The following is a 17,414-nucleotide window of genomic DNA, read 5'->3' as shown; positions in this document are numbered from 1 at the left end:
TTAACATAATATACATCGTATCTAGTAGCCACCACTTAAGAAAACAGCCGGTCTTGGCTGCCACGACCTCGAGTTCCAAGTTTCGTTCGCTCATCCATTTCAGGAGCGAAATACTCCTGGGCTGCAGCCGTACACACTACGACCATCCCCCTGGCTGGCGGTCGAACTTCCAGGGCCACGGCCAGGTGCCCCCACGTCAGATGGCAAAGCAACGGTAGGCCGCGGCGTGACCGCCACAGGATTGGCGTGCCAAAGCGCCCTCGCCGATAAGCCCGACCGCGACGCCAGTTTCACGCACAGGCCTGGCCCGCGGGCCATCGCATGCTTCGATATTCAAGGAATTGGGCCAAATAGAAGGCTTGAAGTGGCGGCGCAAATAAATCTGTAACCAAACCCGGTACAACAAGTGACAGTCTTCAACAAAAGGCCTAGCATCTGTAACAGCGGCGTCAAATCCAAACGATGAATGCGATAGTTTTCATCGATTGGCAGCACTCCAAGTCGTGTGCGCATGTGGTGATCGTGAAGCAGGGAGAAAAAAATGCGTTTTTTCCTGGACAACACTCCGAATGTGGTGTTTGCATTCTGGATCGGCGTTTGCGCGATTTCGCTGGCATTGATCATGCTTTTGATCATCCTTGCGATGCGCTGGTTCACCAAGCACCGAGAGCGCCGGCACTTGCGTGGACTGCAGCAATGGCGAAACCTCTTTGAAAGAGCATCGACAGGGGAAAACATCGCCCTCCCCGCGGTCCCGGCGCGCGATGCACCGGCCTTCATCGAAGCGTGGAACGATATCCACGAAGCGGCGCCCGAGAGAAATGCGCAGCTGCGCAATATCGGCGAACGCGTAGGGATCTCCGCAGTGGCCCGTCGCATGCTGCACGGCAGCTATCACGACTGCGGGATGGCCATCATCGCTCTGGGCCATCAGGGAGATATGCGCGACTTCGAGACGCTGGTCCCCTATCTCTCCGATCCCGGCCCCATCCTGTCACTTTGCGCCGCCCGGGCGCTGACACAGATCGACTCTGCCAGAGCGTTGGAACTGTTTGTTCCGGCGATTGCCGAACACGAGAACTGGCCGGATGGGACAGTGGCGCGCATTCTCAAAGGGAACGACGCCGACAACACGGCCGCCGTCCTGTCCAGTGCGGTTTTGCGCGCCAACGACAATACCGCCGCCAGGCTGGTGCGCTTCCTGGCCGATACGGACACGCAACGCGCAGCGCTTGTCATCCGCCAGTTGCTGGATTCCAAGATGGACGATCACGTGCTCTCCACCTGCCTGCAGATGGTCACCGATCGCGCCGATGTCGATCACGTGCGAAGTTTTCTCGCCCATCCCCGCTGGCATGTGCGCATGCATGCGGCCACCGCGCTGGCTCGCCTGGGTGACAACAGCGACGAGGCACGGCTGGTCCCGTTGCTGTCGGACAGGCAGTGGTGGGTGCGCTACCGAGCGGCCCAAGCCCTCAGTTCCTTGTGCGCAGGAAATGAGGAACGCATTCAACGCATCGGCGCCAGACAGCATGATGTGTTCGCACGAGAAATCATCCAGCATGTGCTGTCGGAACTACCGCAACGGAGGATGGCATGAACGAATTCTTCAACGCTCTTGCGGCCGGGTGGCATCAATTTGCGGCTGAACTGGGGCAGATGCCCTGGGTGAGCTGGATGACGTCGCTGCAGTGGTTTTTCCTCTTCTACTTTGTCGTGCTGAACCTGGCCTACCTGCTGCTCAGCGTGATTTCCGGGTTCAGCATCGTGCGCCACATGCGCGAGCACAGGGCGCGCTACCTGCCCGCTGCATTGCGCGCCTACCAGCCGCCCGTCAGCATCATTCTGCCGGCGTACAACGAAGCGCAATCGATCGCCTCCAGCGTGCGTTCCTTGATGGCCATGGACTATCCCGAGTACGAGATTGTGATCATCAACGACGGTTCCACCGACAAGACCCTGGAAACGGTGATCAACGCCTTTGGCATGCTGCCGTTTCCCGAGGCCTATCGCCGCCGCCTCAAGACGGAGGACGTCAGAGGCTTTTATTTCTCGCCGACGATGCCCCGCCTGCGTCTGGTCGACAAAGCCAATGGCGGCAAAGCCGATGCCTTGAATGCCGGGCTCAACTGCGCTCGCTTCCCGCTTTACTGCACGATAGACGCCGACTGCGTTCTTCAAACCGACAGCCTATCGCGCGTGGTGCGGCCTTTTCTTCAGGACGCACGCACCGTGGCCTGTGGCGGCGTGGTGCGCGTACTCAACGGCTGCTCGGTCAAGAACGGCCTGCTGGACAAGGTGGGTTTGCCCAAGGGATTCCTGGCTGGATTTCAACTGATCGAGTATCTGCGGGCATTCCTGTTCGGACGCATGGGTTGGTCGCCCTTCAATGCCTTGCTGATCATCTCCGGCGCCTTCGGCGTCTTCTACAAGGAGCGGGTGATATCGATCGGTGGTTACCGCCGCGACACCATGGGCGAAGACATGGATCTGGTGGTCCGCCTGCACCGTGCCATGCGTGAGGAAAAACGGCCATACCGCATCACCTTCGTTCCCGATCCGATTTGCTGGACGGAAGTGCCCGAAGACCTGGAGTCGCTGCGAAACCAGCGCATTCGCTGGCAACGCGGACTGGCCGAGAGCCTGTGGCCCAATCTGGGCCTGATGTTCAGCCGACGCAGCGGCGTTCTTGGCTGGCTCAGCTTCCCTTTCATGCTGTTGTTCGAATTCATCGGACCGCTGATTGAACTGCTGGGTTATGTCGTCATGACCGTGCTCTTGATCCTGGGCCTGGTGTCGGGGCAGATCTTCCTGATCTTCCTGATCGCCGCGATCGGCATCGGCGTCCTGCTCTCCATCAATGCCCTGCTCTTGGAGGAGCTTTCGTACCGCATGTACCCCAAGCTAAGCCAGCAACTCAAACTGCTCGCATGGGCCGTGCTGGAGAACTTTGGCTACCGCCAGTTGACTGCGGTCTGGCGTGTCACCGGACTGATGCGCTGGGCGTTCAGCGCACGGCGGCATGTTCGGCGCTGGGGAAAAATACGTCGCGACGGGTCCTGGCAAGTGCCTGATGCGGTGGAGTCAAGAACACCCCCCCAGGCCACGGCCTCGGACACCTCCGTTCCTTAAGCCATCGAAAGTACACCATGCATCTTCGATTTCATACCGATGTCGCTACCGTGCTGGCTTTCTTGTCCATGGCGCTGGTCCCCGCAGCGTCCAGCGCACAGCCATTGGCAGCGCCTGGCCTGACGGAACAGATGGCCCAGGCGCGGCAGCTTGCGGTCAGTGGGCAACGCGAAGCCGCGCTGGCTTTGTACGATCGCTTGCTGACAGAAAGCCCCGGCAACGGCGACTTGCTGCTGGCGCGTGGCCGCACGCTGGCCTGGATGGGCCGCTGGGATGCCTCGGAGCAGGACCTCAGGGCAGTGACGGCCGCCCACCCCAGCTATGGCGATGCATGGTCCGCGCTGGGAGACATGTATTTCTGGAGCGACCGCCCGGCGCAGGCGGCGCAGGCCTACGCAGAGTGGGCCAGGCTCGATCCTGCGGACGCCCCACCCTTTGTGGCGCTGGGCCGCGCGCTGCGTGACGCGGGTGATTACAGCGGTGCTGCCGACGCATTTGGCCGGGCCGAGGCAAACGGCCTGGCGCGCGTGGAGGTGGAAGGACTGATGGTCTCGCTGAGACCGCCCGCAGCCAATCGCGCCGATACGGCCCCACCGGGATTTCGCTGGATCGCCAGTGGAACTTATGAGCACACCGGCTTCGAAGGCAGTCGAAGGCCCTGGAACGATTACTCGATATCGCTGCGCCGGAAGTTCACGAAAGGCTCACTGGCAGTGGAGTTGTTGCGGGCGAATCGATTCGGCGGTCACGACAGCGCCGTGGCGCTCGATGGCTATGTAGACCTTTGGTCGCGTGCCTACGCCAACGTCCGCTACCAGCGCGCATCGGGCGACAGACTGTATCCGCACTACGCCTCCCGGGCAGAACTATTCCAGGGAGTGGGCAGTGGATGGGAGCTGTCGGGCAGCTATGACCGGCTGAAATTCAGCGACGATGTGAACATCTATGGGCTGGGTGTGGGCAAGTACTTTGGCAATTACTACGCCCGCGTGCGCGCCACCCATGTGCCGAGCAGCGACGGCACCCGCAGCAATGGCTATCGCGCCATTCTGCGCAACTATTACCGTGGCGATGCCGACAGCTATGTCGAATTCCGCGTGGGTCATGGCCGTGGCAACGATTTTCTCCCGGGCCAAGGCCTGAGCCAGGTCCGCAATGGCTTGGTGGGAGTGTCCTGGGTGTTTTTCCCCGAGCGCACGTGGGGCTTCAAGCTCACGGGCGACTATGGGCATGACAGCTCCGCACCAAGCCAGTTCTCGGTTTCGATGTCCGTCTATCGTCGGTGGTGATGAAGTGTCGACCGGGAAAGCCGCCACTGATGCCGCCGTGCCTCTGGGTTGGCGTGGCGCGGCCAGGCGTTTTCTTTGGGTGCTGCCTGCATGGCTGGCCGCGAGCGGTGTCGTTCGCGTAGCTGAACTGGTCGCCAGCGGACCGCTGGATCCGCACCTGGCCACGGTGGCCGCAGGGTTTGACGTCGCGGATTTTCTGCGCTGGCTGCCGCTGCTGTTTCTCAGTGCCTGGCTTTTTCTGCGCCAGCCGAAACCATGGCCGCTGGCGCTGGCATGGAGCGCCTTGCTTCTCGCGCAGATGGGCTTGTCGCTTTATTTCCTCATTGCCCGAACCCCGCTTGGGAGCGATCTGTTCAGCTACTCCCTGAATGAAATCACCACCACCGTACGTGGGGCCAATGTGGCGATCGGTGCGGCGCCGCTGCTGGTGGGACTGCTGGCTCTGGCCGTACTGTGGTCCGGGCTGATGCTTGCCTGGCGCCTGCCGCTGCCGCGCAGCGCCCTGCCCCTGGGGGTGCTGGTGGCGCTATCGCTTGCCGCCTGGCTGCTGCCGCTGCATGGCGCCTGGTCGCAGGGCCTGGACCTGGACCTGGACCGCCGCATGAGGGCGCAGGACAAGGCAGGTTTCTTTCTGGAAAGCTTGGCGCAAAAATGGCGGCCTGCGCCGGCACCGGACGCCATTGCGGGCGCCGACGATGCAGCCGACGTTGCGCCCCAGGCAGCAGCGCCGGCCCACCCGGACTACCCCTTCATGCGTGCAGAGCGCACGCAAGATGTGCTGGGCGGCTATTTTTCTCCCGCGCGCCGGCCGCCTAGCTTGGTGGTCATTGTGGTGGAAGGACTGGGCAGAGATTTCTCTGGACCCGATGCCCGTCTTGGCAGCTTCACTCCCGGCCTCGATGAGCTGGCCAGCCGCAGCCTGTATTTCGAGCATTTCATTGCCCCGCAGGGGCGCACCTTCGGTGTTCTGCCCTCGCTTTTCGGCTCTCTGCCCTTCGGAGAAAAGGGCTTTGCCGATCTGGGCGACAGGATGCCCGAGCACGCCGATCTTTTCAGCGTGCTGCTGGCCAACGGCTATGACGCACGGTTCTACAGCGGCACCAACCTGGATTTCGACAGCGAACGCGCGTATTTGACGCGCCAAGGTGTGACGAAGCTGCGTGACCTGCCGTGGCATCTGCGCCGGCATAGCTTGCCCGCGGGCAGCAACAGCTGGGGGTTCGCAGACGCAGATCTGGTGCGGCTGGCGCTGGCCGATGAGGCCAAGGAAAGCGACGCGCCGGCCATCGTCGCGCTGCAAACCATCAGCATGCACACGGATTACCATTTTCCAGGCCAGGAACGCTATCGCGCGCGCGTATTGGAGCGTTTGCAGGAGCTCGGTATCCAGCCAGCGCATAGGCAGTTCTATGTCGACAACATCGATATTTTTTCCGCCGTGCTCTACACCGACGACGCTGTGCGCAGTTTCATCGACGGAATGCAGGCATTGCCAGGACATGCGGACACGGTCTACATCGTGACAGGAGATCACCGTCTGCCCGAACTGCCGCTGGTGGACGCCCTGGAACGTCACCATGTGCCGCTGCTGGTCTATTCGCCGCTGCTCAAGAGCCCGGCACGCATCGCGGCGGTTTCTTCGCAATTGGATCTCACGCCGTCGCTGCTGGCGTGGCTGTCCCATGCCTACGGACTGCGCACCCCGGTGCAGACCGCCTGGCTGGGCAAGGGACTGGATATGTTCGCAGCCTACCGGAACCTGCACGACATTCCCATCAAGCCGGTGAAGACCGAATCGCCAGGGATGCTGTCAGGTGACTGGTTTCTGCTGCGCGGGCAGCTCTACAGCGTGTCGGCGCAGCTGGCGGCGGAAGCGGTCGCCAATGCACCGCAGCAGGCACGCCTGCAAAGCAAGCTGGCGGCTTTCAACGCTGCCAGCCAACGCATGTTGGCGAGCGGTCGGCTGCTGCCGCCCGAAGCTGTCACGGAATTCGCAGCCTGGGATGCCGGGGCACGGCAGGCGCCGTCCGCCGCTTCCGCGAACACCGATGCTACGGTGCAGTTGCAGGTGCGCAATGTCAGCCTGCAAGGCCAGTATGTACACGTCACGTTCTTGAATGCGGGCAGCCGCTCCAGCACGGCTTTCGTTCCGTTGCTGGTCGTCACCGATGCGGCTGGACATGAACTGCAAGAGGTCAATGGCGCGCCGTTGCGGTTGACCGGGGGCGAATCGCGCACCGTGCAGTTGCGGCTGCCCGAAAACGTTCTTCGGTCCGAGCGCTATTTGGCCGTCATTCCTGCCGATCCCAATTCGGGAAAGCGTGTCGGCGCCGGCTTCTTTCACATCTCTCTGGAGCCAAGATGAAAGCCCATCTGCTTGCTGTACTGCTTTTGCTGGGCATGCCCTGGTCGATCACGCGCGCGGCTGAAGGGCCACCGGATCGCGCGCTCTGGATCTGGGAAGCCGAGTCCTATGCGATGGTGGAAAAACCTGAGGTCGCAGCAGATGCCATTGCCTTCATGAAAAAGAATGGCGTGAATACGCTGTATCTATATGCCGACGCGTATAAATCCCGCAATCTGATTGCCGATAATCCCGCGCTCTATCGCAGCTTCATCGAGAGTGCGCATGAGAAGGGAATGCACGTCTATGCGTTGCTGGGGTCCGCCTATCTGCATACCGAAACCTATATCCTCCCCGAGCGGCGAGCAGACGCCCAGGCGATGTTCCAGCGCGTACTGACATACAACCAGGCAGCGCCGCCCGCGGCGCGTTTCGACGGCATCAACATGGATATAGAGCCGCATCTGTTGAATGCCTGGAACGACGACACACGCGTGGAGCTGATGCGCCAATTTCTGGAGATGAGCGCCGCATTGATGCGCCTGAAGACGCTGGCCGGTGCCGATCTGTCGGTCGGTCCGGCCATCCCGTTCTGGCTGGACGGCATGCAACTTGATTGGCGAGGGCAGAAAAGGCCCGTCAGCGAGCACGTCATCGATCTATACGATTATGTGGCGCTGATGGATTACCGCGACAAGGCCGAGGGCCGTGACGGCATTCTCTCCCATGCGGCGAGCGAGATCGCCTATGCAAACAAGGTGGGCAAACGCGTGGTCATCGGACTGGAAACGACAAAGAACGACATTGACAAGGTCACATTCTATGAAGAGGGACCGCGGGTGATGGAACGCGAGATTTCCAAGGTCAGCGCCGCATTGGCCAAGGAGCCGTCCTTTGCCGGCTACGCGCTGCATCATTACCGAGAATGGCGCGCTTGGTTGCAACGCAAATGGCCGTGACCGAGCCGCCGGCCACGAAGGTAATGGTCCGCGGGATCTCCACAGAGATCATGGACCAGTTCGGGTCTGCACCTGCGCCGCTGAGCTTGCGGCTGTTCTTGCGGGTGAACGGTGGGAAGTGTCGGACGAATTCTGGATACTTGTAGAACCCCTGGTGCCACAGCCAGCGCGCGCGGGGCGCACAGCCACGGCTTGCGCCTGCCGCAGCGCGGTGAAGCGGTCCGGGGCGGTATGGCCCCACGACAGCCCGATTTCTGCAACGGCCCGCATCTGGCGGCACAATTGGCGCATGAGATTCCTACACACGATGCTGCGCGTTGGCAACCTTCAACGCTCGATTGACTTTTACACCCAGGTGCTGGGCATGCAACTGCTGCGCCAGTCCGAAAACAGCGAATACAAGTACTCGCTGGCTTTTCTGGGCTTTGATGGCGGCAATCCCGGCCAGGCCGAGATCGAGCTGACCTACAACTGGGGCACGGAAAGCTATGACCTGGGCACGGCCTACGGCCATGTGGCGCTGGGCGTGGCCGATGCCTATGCGGCCTGCGAGAAGATCAAGGCCGCGGGTGGGAACGTGACGCGCGAAGCCGGTCCGGTCAAGGGCGGCAGCACGGTGATTGCTTTCGTCACGGATCCTGACGGCTACAAGATCGAACTGATCCAGGAAAACTCCCGCGCGCATGCGGCGGGATCGAACGCCGACCCTCTGCGCGCGGCCTGAACGCGCACAGCCTCGCGGCTGTGCAGAACAAGCGCGCCGCTGGCTCCAGGCACGCATGCCGCCATGCACAATGGCGGCATGAGCCAAATATCCTCCTCCATTGCCGATCTGCGCAAAAGCTACGAGCGCGCGGAACTCAGCGAAGACGCTTCGCACGCCAATCCCATGCAGCAGTTCGACCAGTGGCTGCAGGAGGCGGTGAATGCCCAGGTACCCGAACCCAACGCCATGACGCTGGCCACCGTGGGCGCCGACCAGCGTCCCAGCACGCGCATCGTGCTGATCAAGGGCTATGACGAGCGCGGCATTGTCTGGTACACCAACTACGACAGCCGCAAGGGCCGTGAACTCGCGGGCAATCCGTTTGCCGCGCTGCAGTTCCACTGGGTCGATCTCGAGCGCGTGGTGCGCATCGAAGGCCGGGTGGAAAAAGTCAGCGCCGAGGAAAGCGACGCCTACTTCCAGAGCCGTCCGCTGGATTCGCGCATAGGCGCCTGGGCCAGCCCGCAAAGCCAGGTCATCTCCGGACGCAGCGTGCTGGTGGCCAATGCGGCGCGCTATGGCGCGCAATTTCTGCTGTCGCCGCCGCGGCCGCCGCACTGGGGTGGTTTCCGGCTGGTGCCCGAGCGTTTTGAATTTTGGCAGGGCCGCAAGAGCCGGCTGCATGACCGCTTGCGCTACCGCCTGGACAACGGCCAATGGACGCGCGAACGCCTCGCGCCCTGAACTGCAATGGTCAGAAAACCGCCCTCTTCCTGATCAGCCATGCGCGAAGCGCATGGCACTTTTCTCTCAATCCCCTCGCCTTCTCTTTCAATTCATTCTCAACCAATTCATGTAAGTTACATTCAATGAGATCGGGCAATGGTTGCCATGTGATTCGTCTGCCAGCGCGGCAACGCATCGCGGCGGCGACGCCTCAGGCATTCCCGGTAAAGTTCCCCAACTTTACCTGCCGTTAGAAAAACAGCCGGCAGAAAGCACTATATTGAGTCCCATTCGCATTTGATGGCCAATATGACTGCTTTCCTCCTCCAGGGCTTGGGCAAAACTGCGCTCAGCTGCCCTCTGTTCCATTTCAACGCTTGCGCGCGCCGGCAATGAGCGATATCGCCTCCCGAACTGCGCCCGGCGGCCCGCCTCGTAAATTGCCGGCATTCATGGGCCGCTACCGCCTTGCTGTTGCTTCGCGCGCGCTGGCAGCGATCGGCGGCGGCTACGCCCTGGCCTGCGCCACTGCGGCCGGTGTCGGCCTGGCATTGGCACGCGCCGGCAGCAGCGGCGTCGATGCCGTGATGTGGGCCACGATGCTCGCGTTCATCGCCCATGCCCTCGCCGCGCTCTGGTCATTTGGCTGTGCCAACGCCTGGCGTGCCTGGCTGGGTATCGCCGTACCGGCAGCATTGCTGGGCGCGCTGACCTTTGTCCTGCGGGGAGCTGGCGCATGAGGCCCGATGGCAAACCCGAGGGACTGCGCCAGTCCATGTCGTGGCTGCACACCTGGAGCGGCCTGCTGCTGGGCTGGCTGCTCTATGCGGTGTTCTTCACGGGCACGCTGAGCTACTTCCTCGACGAGATCACCGACTGGATGCGGCCCGAACTGCACCAGTCGATTCCCGGCCCGCAGACCGCGGCGCTGGCGCTGGCGACAATGCAAAAGCTCGCGCCCGATGCGACCAGCTGGACCATCAATCTGCCCGGCGAGCGCCAGACCGCGGTCGAGGCCAACTTCCGCCAGCCCGGCGCGGCCGCGGGCCGGGCCGGCAACCAGCGCGTGCAGCTCGATGCGGGCACCGGCGAGGTGCTGCAGCCGCGAGAAACGCGCGGCGGCAGCTTTCTCTACCGCTTTCATTTCGAGCTGTACGCCATGCCGCGCGTCTGGGGGCGCTGGATCGTCGGCATCGCCACCATGTTCATGTTCGTTGCCATCATCAGCGGCGTGATCACGCACAAGAAGATCTTCACCGAGTTCTTCACCTTCCGGCCGCGCAAGGGCCAGCGCTCGTGGCTGGACGCGCACAACGCCACCGCCGTGCTGGCCTTGCCGTTCCACATCATCATCACGTTCAGCGGCCTGCTGCTGCTGATGTTCATGCTCATGCCCTGGGGCATAGACGCGGTCTACAACGGCGATACGCAGAAGTACTTCGCGGAAAGCCGGGGCCGGCCCGCGGCTGCAGCGGGTGCATCGGGGGAACGTGGTAGCGCGGGCCGCGCCGGCCGAGCCCAGTCCGCCGAGCCCGCGCAGCTCACGGCCATCGCCCCGCTGATGGCCGCGGCCCAGGCACGCTGGCCGGACCGGGGCGTGGGCACCATTGTCGTGCAGCGGCCCGGTACGCCGCAGGCAACCATCGAGCTGCGCGAACAAGGCGCACGCGCCCTGGTGCGCGGCGGTGGCGAGCGGCTGCTGTTCAACGGCGTGACGGGCGCGCCGCAAACGCCTCCCGAAGCGCGCGCCACGTCGTCCGCGCAGGCGGTCTCGGGGGCGATGATGGGCATCCATCTGGGACGCTTTGCCGATCCCGCGCTGCGCTGGCTGCTGTTCCTGTCCGGCGTGATAGGCACCGTGATGGCAGGCTCCGGCATGGTGCTTTGGGTCGTCAAGCGGCTGCCCGAACGCCGCAAGCTGGGCCGCACGCCGCGCGGCCACCGGCTGGTCGAAGTGCTCAATATCGCCGCGATCGCGGGTCTGTCGGTCGCGACAGCCGGCTATTTCTGGGCCAACCGGCTGCTTCCCGTGGACATCGCCCAGCGTGCCGACATGGAAATCCGCAGCTTCTTTGTCGTCTGGGGCCTGTGCCTGCTGCATGCCATGCTGCGCCCCCATCGGCGCGCCTGGCTCGAACAGCTGTGGCTTGCGGCCATCGCTTTTGCCGCACTGCCGCTGCTGAACGCCGCGACCGGCGGCGCAGCGCTTCCCGCTGCCATGCTGCACGGTCAATGGAGCATTGCGGGCTTCGACCTGGTCGCGCTCGCACTGGGCGTGCTGCACGGTTTCGCGGCCTGGAAACTGGGTGCATCGGGCGCCATCGCCCTGCCCCAGCGCGCGGCCAGCGGCGCCGGCATGCGGATTCCGCGCCCCGTGGCGCAGTCACCGGAGAAACAACAATGAGTGCCTGGATTGCGGGGGCCTTGGCCCTGCCGGCCTTCACTGCGCTAAGCCTGGCCATGGAGCGCCACCAGGACCAGGTCTTTGGCCGTGCGCTTTCGGTCAACACCACGGTCGCCTGGCGCCTGACCGGTATTGCCTTGCTGGGTTTGTCACTGGCGAGCTGCCTGGCCGCGGGCTGGAGCGGCGCGGTCGCTGTCACGGCCTGGGTCGGAGTGCTGACCTTGGGCGCAATGGTGACGGGTTGGACGCTGGCCTATGTTCCGCGCCATCTGCTGCGCCTGGCCGGCGTCAGCCTGGCTGCGGCCGCGCTGGGCTTCGCCTTCAGCAGCTAGCACCCTTGCGCGCCGACGCCGGGGCGCAAGGCCAGGACACCGGCACGCGGAGTCGGCCCGGCTTGCGCTTTCGCCCATCACGCGCCGAAGTGCATGTGACCTGCGGCCGCTTGCGGCCCGAAAATGCCCTGCCCCGCTTGATCTGCCATGTCTAGTACATGGCATTTTTTTGCCTACGTCTTGGCCAGCCATCGCATGTAAGTTACATTGAAGCAATGATGAACCCCAAGGAAAAGCAACAATCGACGGCATCGCCCCCATCGCCCCCATCGCCGCCGCCCGATGCGACGGCCGTCTTTGTGCATTGGCAACAGGCCGAATGGGGCCGCGAGGTGGATACCGCCCAGTCAGCCTATGCACAGTTACCGGCCACCGGCTATGCGCTGGTCTGGAATGCCTGGGTTCTTCAGTTGCAGGGCCAGACGCCCGCCTCTTCCAGGAAGCCGCGCGGCGCCCGTGCCGCGCCCAAGGCCTGGCACGCGGCCACGGCCGAAGATGTCGCGCACTTTCTGCAGATACGCCCCGGCCAGCGCGCCCACCATCAGCCCGGAAGGCAGATCAGCGAAATCACGCGCCGGCGCTATTGGCGCCTGCTCGATCGCATCTATGCGCATGCGCTGGAGCAAGGCTGGGTTACATACAACCCGGTGCAGGCGGTTCATCCCGTAGAACGCCCTGCCCCCGAGCAGCCCACGGGCCATGTGCTGCCGCCTGCACTGTGGAAAGCCCTGCCCCGCCATTTCCCGGACAGCGACGATCTGCAAGGCGCGCGTGACCGGGCCGTGTTGCGTCTGCTGTACGACATGGCGCTCGCGCCCGAAGAAGTGCGGCTGTTGACGCTGGGGTCGCTGCGCAATGCGCACCAGGCCGCGATGGCCGCCGATGACAAGCCGTCTTTCATCCAGATAGAAGGAACGCGCGCCGCGCAGCACCGCTGCCTGGCCCTGCCTGCGACCACGCAGGCCGCGTTGAGCACCTGGCTCGCGTTCAGGCACAACAGCGGCACGCCCGCGCAGCAGGCCGCGCCGCTGTTCGAGTCGCGCAAAGGCGGGCCGCTGACCATTCGCGCGCTGTTCCATATCGCGTCCAAGACGATTGCACTCGCCAGGCAGGCGAGCCCGGATGGCGCCCTGCCCCTGGCCCGCATGGGCCCGCAGGTGCTGCGCAACACCGCCATCGTGCACTGGCTGCATGCGGGTGCCGCACCGTCGGAAGTGGTGCGGCGCATAGGCGTGGAGGATGTGCGCGCCCTCGCCCATCTGCAGCAATGCGTAGACGCGCTGCAAGCCATCAGGCTGTCGTAAGTGCCTTTTTTGCACAACTGTACAAACGTACAGTTACGACAAAACCGGCACTTTCGCGCACCTTAGAAGTCCATTTTCACGCCCACGGTGATGTTGCGCCCCATCAATGGCGCAGCCGACTTGATGAACGAAGTGTGGGCATAGCCCAGGCGATCGGTCAGGTTGCGACCCTTGACATAGATCTGCCAGGGCGTGCCGCCCGCGGTGCGCATTTGATAGCTGGCCGACAGATTGAGCATGCCGTAGCCGGCGGTCGTGCTTTCGAATTCCGCGACGCGGTTCTGCTTGCCCACCTGCACCCATTCCGCCATGCCTTGCCAGCCGTTCCAGCGTGCGTCCAGGCGCAGGCCCACGCGTGCCGAAGGAATGCGCGGCAAGGTGCCGCCCGCGTCGAGACGCGCGCGCACCGTGTCGCCGAACAGCGTCACGCCCCAATGACTGCCCAGGCGCTGGCGCACCTGGCCTTCGAGCCCGGTGAAGCGCGCGTTGGCCTGGCTGTACTGCAGCAGCTGCAGGCCGTCGTGCTCGTCGAGCGTGCGGCCGTAGATGTAGTTGTTCACGCGGTGCTGGAACGCGCTGACGCTGAACGTCGTCGCTCCCGCGGTCTTGCGCAGCGACAGGTCCCAGGCCTTTGACTTCTCGCGCTGCAGGTCGGCGTTGCCGCGCTCATAGGTCGATGTCGCCATGTGCAGGCCCTGGGCATAGAGTTCCTCCACGGTGGGCAGGCGGCTCGAATGGGTCAGCGAGGTCGCGAGCTGGTAGCCCGGCACGAATTGCCAGACCGCGCCCAGCGACGCCGAGGTGCCGCTGTGCTTGCGCTCCAGGCCCGAAGTCAGCGCTTCGGCGGTCTGGCGTTCGTGGCGCAGCGCGCCTTCGAAACGCCAGTCCTGCCAGCGGTACTCCTCAAGCAGGAACAGGCTGTTGCGCCGCGTCTCGGTAGGCTGCACATAGGCTTCCTCGCCGATGGCGCTGAACTTGCGATTGGTGGTCTGCATGCCGACCACGCCGCGCAGCCCGCCAATGGGCTGATGCTCGATCTCGACGCGCGCGTCGTGCGCCTTGTTCTTGAACGTCGTGGCAATCGCGCCCTCCTCGATCTCGTCGTGGCGATAGTCGGTGACGCCCGCACGGAAACGCACGGCGGCCACGCCCGCGAAAGGCTGACGCAGTTCGCCGCGCATGTCCAGACGCTCGCTGACCATGTCGACCACGGGCACTTCGCTGTCCGCGTGCTCATGGTCGTGCTCATCGTGGTCATGGCCGTCGTGGCTGCCGCAATGCAGATGATCGCCATGGGTATGGCAGCCTTCGAAGTCATGGCTGTGGCCCGGCAGGCCGTAGCGCGAAGTCTGGCGGGTATAGGCCGCGCCCAGATAGCCCTGTGTGCCTATCCACGACAGCCCCAGGCTGCCGGTATCGCCGCGGCTGAAGCTGCCGCCCACACGCTTGCCTTCGGCCCAGCCGCTGCCCACGCGGTAGTCATCGGCGTCGCGCGTGAGGCCTTCGACATGCACCGCGACCTGGCCTGCGCCGCCGGTCAGCGAGAACGCCCCGGCCTTCTCCTTGGCACCGCTGCCGTAGCGCAGCTCGGCGCTGCCTTCGTAGCCCTTTTCGGGAATCCTGGTGGGAATCTTGTTGTCGAGGATATTGACCACGCCGCCCATCGCACCGCCGCCGTGAATCAGCGCCGAAGGGCCGCGCAGCACTTCGACCTGCGTGGCGAGCATGGGCTCCATCGCGACCGCATGGTCGGAGCTGATCGACGAGGCATCGTGCAGCTCGGCACCGTCGCTGAGGATCTTGACGCGCGGACCGTCCATGCCGCGGATGATGGGGCGGCTCGCGCCCGCGCCGAAATGACTCGAATGAATGCCAGGCTCGCCGCCGAGCGTCTCGCCCAGCGTGGCTTCGCGGCGCAGCACCAGTTCCTGGCCTTCGAGCACGCTCGCCGGCGTGGTCATCTCGCTGCCCGACTGGCCCAGGCCGCCGGCCGAGACAGTGACTTCGGACAAGGCAGCTTCGGCCGCAGCCGGCGCCACGGTCTGCGCCGAAGCCAGGCCGGAGAAGGCCCAGGCGGCCAGCGCGGCGCAGGCAATGGCGACCTGCGTGGGGCGCTGTACCGGGGAAACGGCGGGCGCGGAAAACTCAGCCCGGAGGGATTGGATGCGGTGCATGGGAACGCTTTCTAAACAGGCAAGGCGGCGCGCCGGTGCAAGGCAATACACCGGGAGAACGCGCAGCGCCAGCGCAGACCTGAGGCCTGCGCAAAATTCGGGGAAACAGGGAGTGCGGCGCCGGGAAACCGGCACCGGAAAGATCAGGCGTCGGCAGGCGGCGCGCGCGGATCGAAGAAAGCGGCCGAACCGGCGGATGCGGTTCGCCCCTCCACATGGCGTGGAGGTTCCTGGAGCAGGGCCGCAGGCAGGGCCTGGGCAAGCACGGGCGGGCTGGCCCAGGCATTGAGCTGGTCGTGCAGCTGGCAGTCGCTATGGCTGTGGCCGACAAACAGCGCCAGCAGCCAGGGGGCGTCGCCTTGGCGCGCGCCCGATTGCAGCGCCGCAGCGGGCTGCGCATGCAGATGACCCAGCGTGGGCTGGCCCTGCCACGCGGGCGGATGCAGCACCTGGTGGATGCGCCCCAGCGCGGGCGCGAGCAGCATCGCCAGCACCAGCCACCAGAGCAGGCGCGCGGGCGCACCGTAGCTCTGGCGGGCAACTGGGCGAGGGTTCAGCATGGAGAAGATGACAATGAAGCGGACGCGAAAATCAGTTCACGCGGCTCAATGCGCGTGGCGCATGCCGCAGTACTTGCCTATGGCCAGGCCCTTGCAGGCCTGCAGCAATTCCTTCTGGCAGACCGCATGCGCCTTGCCCGAGGCCAGGCACTGGGCCGCAGCCTGGTGCGCGGCCGCCATCGCCTGGTGGCGCTCGATGTCGACCTTCAACTCCTGGGACGTGTGCTTGTCCTTGTCCTTGCTGTCGTGGTCATGGGCCTGGGCCACGGGCAGCACCGACAGGCTCAGGGCGGCAAACAACAGGGCGGCGCGACGCAGGACGTTCATGGCAGATCTTTCAGGTGGCAAGAGTAGGAAATCGGAAATCGGGGCGCATCAGGACGCCGCGGCATCGGTAGTCTGTACACAGCCGGCGCAGCGGCCGCGCACGGCCAGGTCCAGGCGCAGCTCTTCGTGGCCCGCGGCCTGCAGTTCCTGGCGCAGCGCGCGCAAGGCAGTCTGCAGCCGCGCCTGGTGGCCCGCGAGCCGGAACTGCTGGTGGCAGCCGTCGCATTCGAAGCGCGGCTGCTGCGCTGCGCCTTCCGCACCGCACGGCATGTAGCGCGCAATCCGGTCGGCATCGACGCTGCGCTGCAGCAGCCCGGCCGCATGCAGCTTGTTGAGCAGGCGATAGACGGTCACGCGGTTGACGGCGATGCCCTGGGCCTGCAGGCTGCGCTCCACATCGGCTTCGCTGACCACGGCATCAGGCCGCGCGGCAAACAGCGCCAGCACGGCCTGGCTGGCGCGCGTGGAGCGCATTCCGGCAGGCAGCGGCAGGGGAGCATTGGCGATGGGCATGGAGGGCGCAGGGATGAATTCAAAAATCACGGTCGCCATGCGCGCTGAAACCAGGCGCTAACGCAACCGCGTTGCATTATGCCCAGTTTTTGCCCAATTTTTTACAAATATCCCACGGGTGCACGCCCGCGCGGCTCATGACGCCTTCAGGCGCCCGGCTTCATCCACTGCGAGAAGCTCTTGCGGAACTTCTGCACCTTGGGGCTCACGACAAAAGCACAGTAGCCCTGCTCCGGGTGCTGGCGGAAATAATCCTGGTGGTAGTCCTCGGCCGGCCAGTAGCTTTGCAGCGGCAGCACTTCGGTCACGATGGGACCACCGGCCTCGGGCGCCAGCTCGGCAATCACCTCGCGCGCCACTTCGGCCTGGAGGGCATCGCTGTAATAGATGCCGCTGCGGTATTGCGTGCCCACATCGTTGCCCTGGCGATTGAGCGTGGTCGGGTCGTGCGTGGCAAAGAAGATCTCGAGCAGCTGGCGCAGACCGATGATCTGCGGATCGAACACCAGTCGCACGACTTCGGCGTGGCCGGTCGTGCCTTCGCAGATCTGCTCATAGCTGGGGTTGTCGACATGGCCGTTGGCATAGCCGCTTTGCACGTCCATCACGCCGCGCACGCGATCGAACACGGCTTCGGTGCACCA

16 protein-coding genes are annotated in these 17,414 nt (G+C 64.3%); 11 read left to right on the top strand and 5 right to left on the bottom strand.

Features of this window, described 5'->3' with window-relative positions:
* Positions 1 to 541: 541 nt before the first annotated feature.
* From RR928_RS20630 to RR928_RS20580, 11 genes are all read left to right on the top strand, one after another.
* Positions 542 to 1,600 (top strand): HEAT repeat domain-containing protein, encoded by a 1,059-nt coding sequence (locus tag RR928_RS20630; RefSeq protein WP_332549419.1) that lies wholly within the window; start codon positions 542 to 544, stop codon positions 1,598 to 1,600.
* On the top strand, positions 1,597 to 3,132 hold the full coding sequence (locus tag RR928_RS20625; RefSeq protein ID WP_332534630.1) for a glycosyltransferase family 2 protein: 1,536 nt from the start codon (positions 1,597 to 1,599) through the stop codon (positions 3,130 to 3,132). The genes RR928_RS20630 and RR928_RS20625 overlap by 4 nt, the downstream gene beginning before the upstream one ends.
* A gap of 17 nt (positions 3,133 to 3,149) precedes the next feature.
* On the top strand, positions 3,150 to 4,421 hold the full coding sequence (locus tag RR928_RS20620) for a YaiO family outer membrane beta-barrel protein (RefSeq protein WP_332684035.1): 1,272 nt from the start codon (positions 3,150 to 3,152) through the stop codon (positions 4,419 to 4,421).
* 4 nt (positions 4,422 to 4,425) lie between these two features.
* Complete coding sequence (locus RR928_RS20615) at positions 4,426 to 6,786, top strand: LTA synthase family protein (protein ID WP_332684033.1); 2,361 nt, start codon at positions 4,426 to 4,428, stop codon at positions 6,784 to 6,786.
* Positions 6,783 to 7,724 (top strand): hypothetical protein, encoded by a 942-nt coding sequence (locus RR928_RS20610; protein WP_332534634.1) that lies wholly within the window; start codon positions 6,783 to 6,785, stop codon positions 7,722 to 7,724. The genes RR928_RS20615 and RR928_RS20610 overlap by 4 nt, the downstream gene beginning before the upstream one ends.
* A 289-nt stretch (positions 7,725 to 8,013) precedes the next feature.
* Positions 8,014 to 8,448 carry a lactoylglutathione lyase gene (gloA, locus tag RR928_RS20605; RefSeq protein WP_332534635.1) on the top strand — a complete coding sequence of 145 codons (435 nt, stop codon included), beginning with the start codon at positions 8,014 to 8,016 and terminating at the stop codon, positions 8,446 to 8,448.
* 63 nt (positions 8,449 to 8,511) lie between these two features.
* Positions 8,512 to 9,174, top strand: coding sequence for a pyridoxamine 5'-phosphate oxidase (gene pdxH, locus RR928_RS20600; RefSeq protein ID WP_332534637.1), 663 nt, complete (start codon positions 8,512 to 8,514; stop codon positions 9,172 to 9,174).
* A 434-nt stretch (positions 9,175 to 9,608) separates the two neighbouring features.
* Positions 9,609 to 9,896: a DUF3649 domain-containing protein gene (locus tag RR928_RS20595; RefSeq protein WP_332534695.1), complete on the top strand. Its 288-nt coding sequence runs from the start codon at positions 9,609 to 9,611 to the stop codon at positions 9,894 to 9,896.
* A gap of 35 nt (positions 9,897 to 9,931) precedes the next feature.
* Positions 9,932 to 11,560 carry a PepSY-associated TM helix domain-containing protein gene (locus RR928_RS20590; protein ID WP_332684030.1) on the top strand — a complete coding sequence of 543 codons (1,629 nt, stop codon included), beginning with the start codon at positions 9,932 to 9,934 and terminating at the stop codon, positions 11,558 to 11,560.
* Positions 11,557 to 11,892, top strand: a complete 336-nt coding sequence (locus RR928_RS20585; protein ID WP_332534641.1) for a DUF3325 domain-containing protein — start codon at positions 11,557 to 11,559, stop codon at positions 11,890 to 11,892. Before RR928_RS20590 ends, RR928_RS20585 begins: the two co-directional genes overlap by 4 nt.
* A gap of 218 nt (positions 11,893 to 12,110) precedes the next feature.
* Entirely contained in the window at positions 12,111 to 13,196 is a 1,086-nt protein-coding gene (locus RR928_RS20580; RefSeq protein ID WP_332684028.1) for a tyrosine-type recombinase/integrase, read from the top strand.
* Positions 13,197 to 13,258: 62 nt separating this feature from the next.
* Here the strand turns inward: RR928_RS20580 and RR928_RS20575 are convergent, their stop codons facing one another.
* The 5 genes from RR928_RS20575 to msrA form a co-directional block, all read right to left on the bottom strand.
* Complete coding sequence (locus tag RR928_RS20575) at positions 13,259 to 15,370, bottom strand: TonB-dependent receptor domain-containing protein (protein ID WP_332684026.1); 2,112 nt, start codon at positions 15,368 to 15,370, stop codon at positions 13,259 to 13,261.
* Between the two features lie 143 nt (positions 15,371 to 15,513).
* On the bottom strand, positions 15,514 to 15,930 hold the full coding sequence (locus RR928_RS20570; RefSeq protein ID WP_332534645.1) for a hypothetical protein: 417 nt from the start codon (positions 15,928 to 15,930) through the stop codon (positions 15,514 to 15,516).
* 45 nt (positions 15,931 to 15,975) lie between these two features.
* A complete protein-coding gene (locus tag RR928_RS20565; protein ID WP_332534647.1) occupies positions 15,976 to 16,257 on the bottom strand; it encodes a hypothetical protein in 282 nt (93 codons plus the stop codon).
* A 48-nt stretch (positions 16,258 to 16,305) separates the two neighbouring features.
* On the bottom strand, positions 16,306 to 16,770 hold the full coding sequence (locus RR928_RS20560) for a Fur family transcriptional regulator (RefSeq protein ID WP_332534649.1): 465 nt from the start codon (positions 16,768 to 16,770) through the stop codon (positions 16,306 to 16,308).
* Between the two features lie 146 nt (positions 16,771 to 16,916).
* A partial coding sequence (gene msrA / locus RR928_RS20555) for a peptide-methionine (S)-S-oxide reductase MsrA (RefSeq protein WP_332549412.1) occupies positions 16,917 to 17,414 on the bottom strand: 498 nt, incomplete at its 5' end.

It is taken from the genome of Comamonas sp., assembly GCF_036666375.1.
Lineage (GTDB): Bacteria > Pseudomonadota > Gammaproteobacteria > Burkholderiales > Burkholderiaceae_C > Comamonas.
This window is presented reverse-complemented; position numbering and strand designations above follow the sequence as displayed.

Excerpts from the sequence above, each read along its gene's own strand:
- RR928_RS20565 (WP_332534647.1), bottom strand. The coding sequence starts at position 16,257 with ATGAACGTCCTGCGTCGCGCCGCCCTGTTGTTTGCCGCCCTGAGCCTG.
- pdxH (WP_332534637.1), top strand. The coding sequence starts at position 8,512 with ATGCACAATGGCGGCATGAGCCAAATATCCTCCTCCATTGCCGATCTG.
- RR928_RS20625 (WP_332534630.1), top strand. The coding sequence starts at position 1,597 with ATGAACGAATTCTTCAACGCTCTTGCGGCCGGGTGGCATCAATTTGCG.
- RR928_RS20610 (WP_332534634.1), top strand. The coding sequence starts at position 6,783 with ATGAAAGCCCATCTGCTTGCTGTACTGCTTTTGCTGGGCATGCCCTGG.
- RR928_RS20585 (WP_332534641.1), top strand. The coding sequence starts at position 11,557 with ATGAGTGCCTGGATTGCGGGGGCCTTGGCCCTGCCGGCCTTCACTGCG.
- RR928_RS20580 (WP_332684028.1), top strand. The coding sequence starts at position 12,111 with ATGAACCCCAAGGAAAAGCAACAATCGACGGCATCGCCCCCATCGCCC.
- RR928_RS20590 (WP_332684030.1), top strand. The coding sequence starts at position 9,932 with ATGTCGTGGCTGCACACCTGGAGCGGCCTGCTGCTGGGCTGGCTGCTC.
- RR928_RS20575 (WP_332684026.1), bottom strand. The coding sequence starts at position 15,370 with ATGCACCGCATCCAATCCCTCCGGGCTGAGTTTTCCGCGCCCGCCGTT.
- RR928_RS20560 (WP_332534649.1), bottom strand. The coding sequence starts at position 16,770 with ATGCCCATCGCCAATGCTCCCCTGCCGCTGCCTGCCGGAATGCGCTCC.
- RR928_RS20630 (WP_332549419.1), top strand. The coding sequence starts at position 542 with ATGCGTTTTTTCCTGGACAACACTCCGAATGTGGTGTTTGCATTCTGG.
- RR928_RS20620 (WP_332684035.1), top strand. The coding sequence starts at position 3,150 with ATGCATCTTCGATTTCATACCGATGTCGCTACCGTGCTGGCTTTCTTG.
- RR928_RS20570 (WP_332534645.1), bottom strand. The coding sequence starts at position 15,930 with ATGCTGAACCCTCGCCCAGTTGCCCGCCAGAGCTACGGTGCGCCCGCG.
- RR928_RS20595 (WP_332534695.1), top strand. The coding sequence starts at position 9,609 with ATGGGCCGCTACCGCCTTGCTGTTGCTTCGCGCGCGCTGGCAGCGATC.
- gloA (WP_332534635.1), top strand. The coding sequence starts at position 8,014 with ATGAGATTCCTACACACGATGCTGCGCGTTGGCAACCTTCAACGCTCG.